Consider the following 6,475-nt stretch of genomic DNA (forward strand, 5'->3'; position numbering starts at 1 on the left):
AATGTGATGTTCTCAAGATTTTTTGATTGATGAAAAGAAAAAATTTTGTTATAGTACATATAGCTCTAGTAACAAATTGAAAATAGAAAGAAGGATTTACGTGAATCTACCTAATAGGTTAACAGTGGTACGTTTAATCATGGTGCCATTTTTTATTGTTGTGTACTTATTCCCTTATAAAATGTGTGGTATCCAGGTACCTGTCTTTGATATCCTATGGACACATATTTCATTGGTAGACCTGATTGCATTTGGTGTTTTTGCAATCGCATCTATTACAGATTTCCTTGATGGAAAGATTGCAAGAGCCAATAATCTTGTTACAACTTTCGGTAAGTTTGTCGATCCGGTTGCAGATAAGATGCTTGTCAATTCAGCATTGATCTTATTAACAGTTGATCAAAAGATGCCTGCAGCACTTTTGATTATCATGATTCTAAGAGATACAATCGTAGATGCAGTAAGATTCTTAGCAGCATCTAATAATGTCGTTATTGCAGCTAGTATCTGGGGTAAGTCAAAAACAATGACACAGATGATTGCTATCTGTTTAATGTTATTGAACAATCCAATCTTTTCCGTATGCCACATTCCGGTAGACTTGATTCTAATGTACTTGGCAACAGCCTTTTCAGTCTTCTCTGGAATTGATTATCTTCGCGGTAGTAAAGATTTCATTATGGAAAGTATGTAAACAGTTCATATGAACTGTTTTTCATTAATAGGAGAAAAGTATGAATAAATTTTTTGATAAGACATTCTTAAAATTCATTATTGTCGGTGTAGCCAATACACTCTTTGGTACAGCAGTTATGTTTATTGCTTATAACTTGTTACACTTCTCATATTGGGTGTCTTCAGCTTCTAACTATGTATTTGGTAGTATCTTAAGTTATTTCTTGAATAAGTATTTTACTTTTGAGAATAAGTCTAAGGATGTAAAGAATGTTTTACGTTTTATTGTTAATATTACAATCTGTTATTTAGTTGCCTACGGTGTAGCTAAACCATTAGTAAGAACTGTTCTTTCATCTATGTCTACTAAGTTGCAGGATAATTTATCTATGCTTGTAGGTATGGGATTGTTTGTGATCTTGAATTATTTTGGTCAAAGATATTTTGTGTTTAAAGCTGATAAATAATTTCTTGTTTATTAGAAAGTTTTATGAGGTCATTTTATAATTTGTGAAGCATCTGTATGATGACTAGTGATGGTTATGAAGAGGAATCTATATGATAGATTTCTCTTTTTTATGGTTTATTTTAGTCTTTTACGTTATAATGGCTATTAATGAGGTGAGAGAGATGAATAAGAAACTTACGTCTATTTATATATCAGCGACAGTTCTTTCAGGGGTGATTAGTGTTCCTTCTGCTTCTACAGTAGTGAAACGCTATCCACGTCTTGATTTTAGTAACTTGATTAATAATATGGGAGAGATTCGTTTTTCTAATGAGAAGTCATATTCTATTAAGAAGACGATGATGGATAATGAGCAGGATAATGATTTAAATAATAATGAAGAAACTTCAGATGAAGATACAACTCAGAATGATACTTCTAATAATGATACTGCAGAGGAGGATTCTTCTAAGAAGACTGTTCAGGGTGAAGTTTCTAATGAAGATGTTAAACAGGAAGATTCTACTAATAAGAATACAAAACAAGATGTATCTTCTGAAAATAGTGTGAATCAAGAAGATACAGTTAAGAGAAAGGGACTTTTGAAAAGTGATGTAGAATCTCCTTCTGAAGATGATCCTACAACTACTGTTAATAGTGTATCTGATGAAGAAGTCCATATCGCAAATCAAAAAGAAGAGGATGCCAAGAAAAAATATAAGGACCTTGAACGTTTTGATCAGGATGATAAAGATATAACTGTTCCAAGAGTAAACAAAGAAGTTAAAGCTGATGAAATTGTGGATGTACCACAAGGGTTAGCTATGGATGATAACTATGTCTATATTTCTTCATATGATGGAATAAAGGCTTATCTTAGTGACTTAGGGAAGAGTAATGAACAGATTCAGGTACATAATTCTGTAATCTATGTGTTAAGGCTTAATGATGAGTTAAGAAAGTATAAGACTATTGTTCTTCCTGATACTAATCATGTAGGTGGATTGACTTGCTTGAATGGTCAGTTGTGGATATCACTAGATACTGGTAATTCTAGTGGGCAGAAGCTTGTGTATCTTAATACGCAGACTATTCATGATCAGCTTAATTGGGATAATGATGATGAATATGTAGTGGATCATTATGATGGAGAGAACAAGATTAATGGTGTTACGTCTGCTTCTTTTGTGACTAGTTTTAATGATGATTTGTATGTTGGTACATTCAATAGTTCATCAAATAGTGTTATTAAGGGATTTCATCCTGGTAGTGAGGATGCTTTTGTAAGTTATTCAGTCATAAAGAAGGCGCAGGGAGCGGCCTTCATGACTGTCGATGATATAACTTATCTGATGGTGTCTTCTTCTTATGGAAGGGTGAATTCGTCTGGTTTATATGCTTATTCAGTAACTAATGTGGGGCAGAGTAATTCTAAGATCAGTGCTGTTTCTTCAATCGTATTGCCTGGCATGTCAGAAGGTATTGTGGAAAAGGATGGCACATTATATGTCTTGTTTGAATCAGGTTCACATCGCTACAATGCTAATCCTATGAATAGTGCAGTAACATCTATGGGAAAGGTGATTGCTGGTAAATCATCTAATATGGTGAATATGAAGCGAACTTTAAGTGATAGTGATATTAATGTTAGTGTGAATGCTACATCATTTAGTTACAATGGAAAGATTCGCTATCCAAGTGTTACCAGTGTTAAGTATAAGAACATGAACCTCCCTTACAGCATCAAATACACAGCGTCAAAGACGCCAGGAACATATGTGATGACAATCACCATCAATACACCGACATATAGTGGAGTGAAAAATATCCGTTATACCATCAACAAGGCGAACGCCAATACTCATGGAAGTGTAAGCTTGTCTCGTACTTCCTTCACTTATAACAAGAAAGTACAAAAACCAAGTGTAAAAAGTGTTGTCATTCTTGGACATAAGATCAATGTTAAAAAAGTAGAATACCTCTCACCAAAATCCAAGAAAGTAGGCATCTACACAATCAAGATCACCTTACAAGACAACCCATACGCTACAGGTGTGATTTATAGAACTTATAAGATTGTGCCAAAGACCACAAAGATCAAGTCTCATAAAGCAAAGAAGGGTGCTATCACACTTAAGTGGAAGAAACAGGATGCGCGTTATGAAATACAGTATTCAACCCATAAGAATATGAAAAATGCGGTAAGCAAGAAGTTCAAAACGGCCACTTCCACAACATTAAAACATCTCTCTCGTAAGAAATACTACTATGTAAGAATACGTACATATAAGATTGTAAATGGAAAATACATTTACTCTGCTTATTCTTCAATAAGAAAAATGCGTACTAAATAAGGAATCACGCCAGTGATTCCTTATTTTTCTTCATATTTAGTTCATAAAGGTGAATTAAGTTATATATTTGTCAATAAAATGTCAAATTTGACAACTACACATTTTTAATAAGTATTAAATTATGAAAATAGTAGATTTCATTGCCATAAACGGTATTGAAGTGTTAAGCTTATGGTGTTATTATTGCAATACTTATAAAGGAGTTTTGGGAAAAATGGATAAAATATCATTGGTTGTACCTTGTTACAACGAAGAAGAAACTATTCGTATCTTCTATAACGAAGTATTAAAATATGAATCACAGTTAGATGCAGAATTAGAATTTTGTTTTGTTGATGATGGTAGTCATGATCATACTTTAGATATATTAAAAGCATTGCATGAAGAAGATGAACGTGTACACTATGTATCGTTCTCTAGAAACTTTGGAAAAGAAGCAGGTTTATATGCTGGGTTAGAATTAGCGACAGGTGATTATGTCGTTACTATGGATGTGGATTTGCAGGATCCACCTCATCTTCTACCTGAAATGTATAATATCGTAAAAAATGAAGATTATGATTGTGTCGCTACGAAAAGATCAACACGAAAAGGTGAACCACCTATTCGTTCATTCTTTGCGAGAATGTTCTATAAGCTTATTAACAAGATGTCTTCAACAGAGATAGTTGATGGGGCCAGAGACTATCGCTTTATGAGTAGACAGATGGTTGATGCGATTATTGAAGATCAGGAATATAACAGATTCTCAAAAGGAATCTTTAGCTGGGTAGGATTCAAGACGAAATGGTTGGCTTATGAGAATGTAGAAAGAAGTGCCGGTAATACAAAATGGTCATTCTTTAGTTTATTTAAATATTCAATTGAAGGTATTCTTGCTTATTCTGTAGTACCATTGTTTATTTCATCTATTTTGGGATTGATTTTCTTTGTCATTTCTGTCATTGCCTTATTTGGTATTGTCATTAGAGCGATGCTATTTGGTGATCCAGTATCAGGATGGCCATCAATGGTAAGTATCATGTTGCTTTTAGGAAGTATGATCCTATTATGTCTTGGGATTGTGGGATTATATATTTCTAAGATTTACCTAGAAACAAAGAAGAGACAAATCTATATTGTTAAAGAAAAAGCATAATGTGCTTTTTTTCGGGAGGGTTCTATGAAACTATTTACACCCGCGATAAGTGAGAAGGGAAAGAGAAAGCAGCTATTTGCGGCTTATACTTTCCTGTTTATCGTTATTGCACTTGTTGTTTATATGGCTTTCTATCTTGGAGGACGTTCATTTATTTGGAGTACTGGTGTCAATACGGATGGTATTGATCAGCATGTTAATGCTTTTACTTACTATGGACGTTATCTAAGACACCTTTTTTATACTATCTTTGTAGATCATAGTCTTAACCTTAAGACATTCGATTTAAGTATTGGCTATGGTCAAGATATCATCTCTACCATTCATTACTATGCGGTGGGTGATATCTTTGCCTTAGTTTCAGGATTGGTTCCTACAAGATATGCTGAAATCGCATTTAATGCATTGGTACCAGTTCGTCTTTATTGTGCAGGGATTGCCTTTATTGTTTACAATCTCTATCACAATCGTAGCAAGAAGGGGATCCTTCTTGGTACGATGGTTTATTGCTTTTCAGGTTTTTCCATCTATTGTATTAAGCATCCCTATTTCTTAAATACGCTTGTCTATTTCCCGTTATATTGTTTAGGAGTAGATCGTATTCTAGATCGTAAGTCTCCTTGGTTTTTCTGTGTGGTTGTTGCGTTGTCATTATTAAGCAACTTCTACTTCTTCTACATGTTGGTCATCTTTACAATCCTCTATGCGATTGTATCGATACTAGGACATGAGAACTTAACTGTAAAATATGTATTCTACAGTGTAGCGAAATGTGTGTGGTATGCCCTTATTGGTGTGGGAATTTCATGTATTATCTTCTTGCCAGTAGTCTATCTCTTCTTCTCTTCAGCGAGAGCTGCAGAGAAGTCGTTCGTGCCACTTGTCTACACTTGGAACTACTATCGTGATCTGTTCTTATCGTTTGGTTCCTCTTATCTGGCACCAGATTGGGTAAGACTGTCACTTTCCGCTATTGCGATTATTGTCATTAATGTCATTGTCGTATCAGGGAAGAAGTATATTAGAGAGAAAGTAACGCTTATACTTATGTTGCTATTCTTGCTTTTCCCATTCTTTGGATCATTCTTCAATGGATTATCTTATGTAGCTAATCGCTGGACGTTCGTCTGCGCATTGGCCATTGGGACAATGTTAGCGAAGATCTATCCAGATCTTGAGAATCTCTTAGAAGATAAGAAGAGAGCGATAGGTGTCTTTGTCTTATCTTCCTGTTATGTGCTTTTCTCATTTATGTTTGTATTCTTCACCAAGGATGCCAGCAAGCTGTGGGCAATAATCATTACTATTGTCTGTATGTGTTCATTATTGATAGTGCTTTATGTAAAACCAATAAAGAAGTATATGTTCCCGTTGATGACACTTATTGTCGCTGTCAATGTGGCACTTAATGGATCCTTCTTCTACAATAAGAATTTTGGTGGATATTCCAAAGAATATCTTAAATATGGACATGTGGAAAAGGATCTAATCCTTAATGAAAACTTCAAGTTATTGCCACATAATCAAAACTACCGTTTTGATTATGTAAACTTCACAAAGAAATATAATCGTACAATGAATACGAATCAGTCATCAATTATGACTTATCTTTCATTGTTGCCAGGAGATTCTTATCTTTTCCTAGATTCACTTGGTTATACTAACAATGTTACGCACCGTATTAACTTCTTAGAAGGACGTAGTGCTGTGGCTAATCTGTTTGGTGTAAAGTATCTTATTGGGAAGAAGAATTCCGTGACGATACCACCATATGGCTATGAACGTTCGGATAAGCTTTCATCATCTCGATATGATGTCTATGTCAACAAGTATGCATTGCCACTTGGGTTTACTTATTCA

5 protein-coding genes are annotated in these 6,475 nt (G+C 34.4%); all 5 read left to right on the forward strand.

Annotated features, from left to right (window positions below):
* Window positions 1–100 precede the first annotated feature (100 nt).
* Window positions 101–694: a CDP-diacylglycerol--glycerol-3-phosphate 3-phosphatidyltransferase gene (gene pgsA, locus J6L95_RS00195; RefSeq protein ID WP_029071255.1), complete on the forward strand. Its 594-nt coding sequence runs from the start codon at window positions 101–103 to the stop codon at window positions 692–694.
* A 40-nt stretch (window positions 695–734) separates the two neighbouring features.
* Entirely contained in the window at window positions 735–1,142 is a 408-nt protein-coding gene (locus J6L95_RS00200; protein ID WP_029071256.1) for a GtrA family protein, read from the forward strand.
* 163 nt (window positions 1,143–1,305) lie between these two features.
* A complete protein-coding gene (locus tag J6L95_RS00205; RefSeq protein ID WP_287457645.1) occupies window positions 1,306–3,477 on the forward strand; it encodes a hypothetical protein in 2,172 nt (723 codons plus the stop codon).
* 214 nt (window positions 3,478–3,691) lie between these two features.
* Window positions 3,692–4,615: a glycosyltransferase family 2 protein gene (locus J6L95_RS00210; protein ID WP_287457647.1), complete on the forward strand. Its 924-nt coding sequence runs from the start codon at window positions 3,692–3,694 to the stop codon at window positions 4,613–4,615.
* 24 nt (window positions 4,616–4,639) lie between these two features.
* A partial coding sequence (locus J6L95_RS00215; RefSeq protein WP_287457648.1) for a YfhO family protein occupies window positions 4,640–6,475 on the forward strand: 1,836 nt, incomplete at its 3' end.

The organism is Kandleria sp. (assembly GCF_017934775.1).
In the GTDB taxonomy this organism is placed as follows: domain Bacteria; phylum Bacillota_I; class Bacilli_A; order Erysipelotrichales; family Coprobacillaceae; genus Kandleria; species Kandleria vitulina.

Bases quoted from the DNA above. Each gene is read 5' to 3' on its own strand.
- J6L95_RS00200 (WP_029071256.1), top strand. From the start codon at position 735: ATGAATAAATTTTTTGATAAGACATTCTTAAAATTCATTATTGTCGGT.
- J6L95_RS00205 (WP_287457645.1), top strand. From the start codon at position 1,306: ATGAATAAGAAACTTACGTCTATTTATATATCAGCGACAGTTCTTTCA.
- J6L95_RS00210 (WP_287457647.1), top strand. From the start codon at position 3,692: ATGGATAAAATATCATTGGTTGTACCTTGTTACAACGAAGAAGAAACT.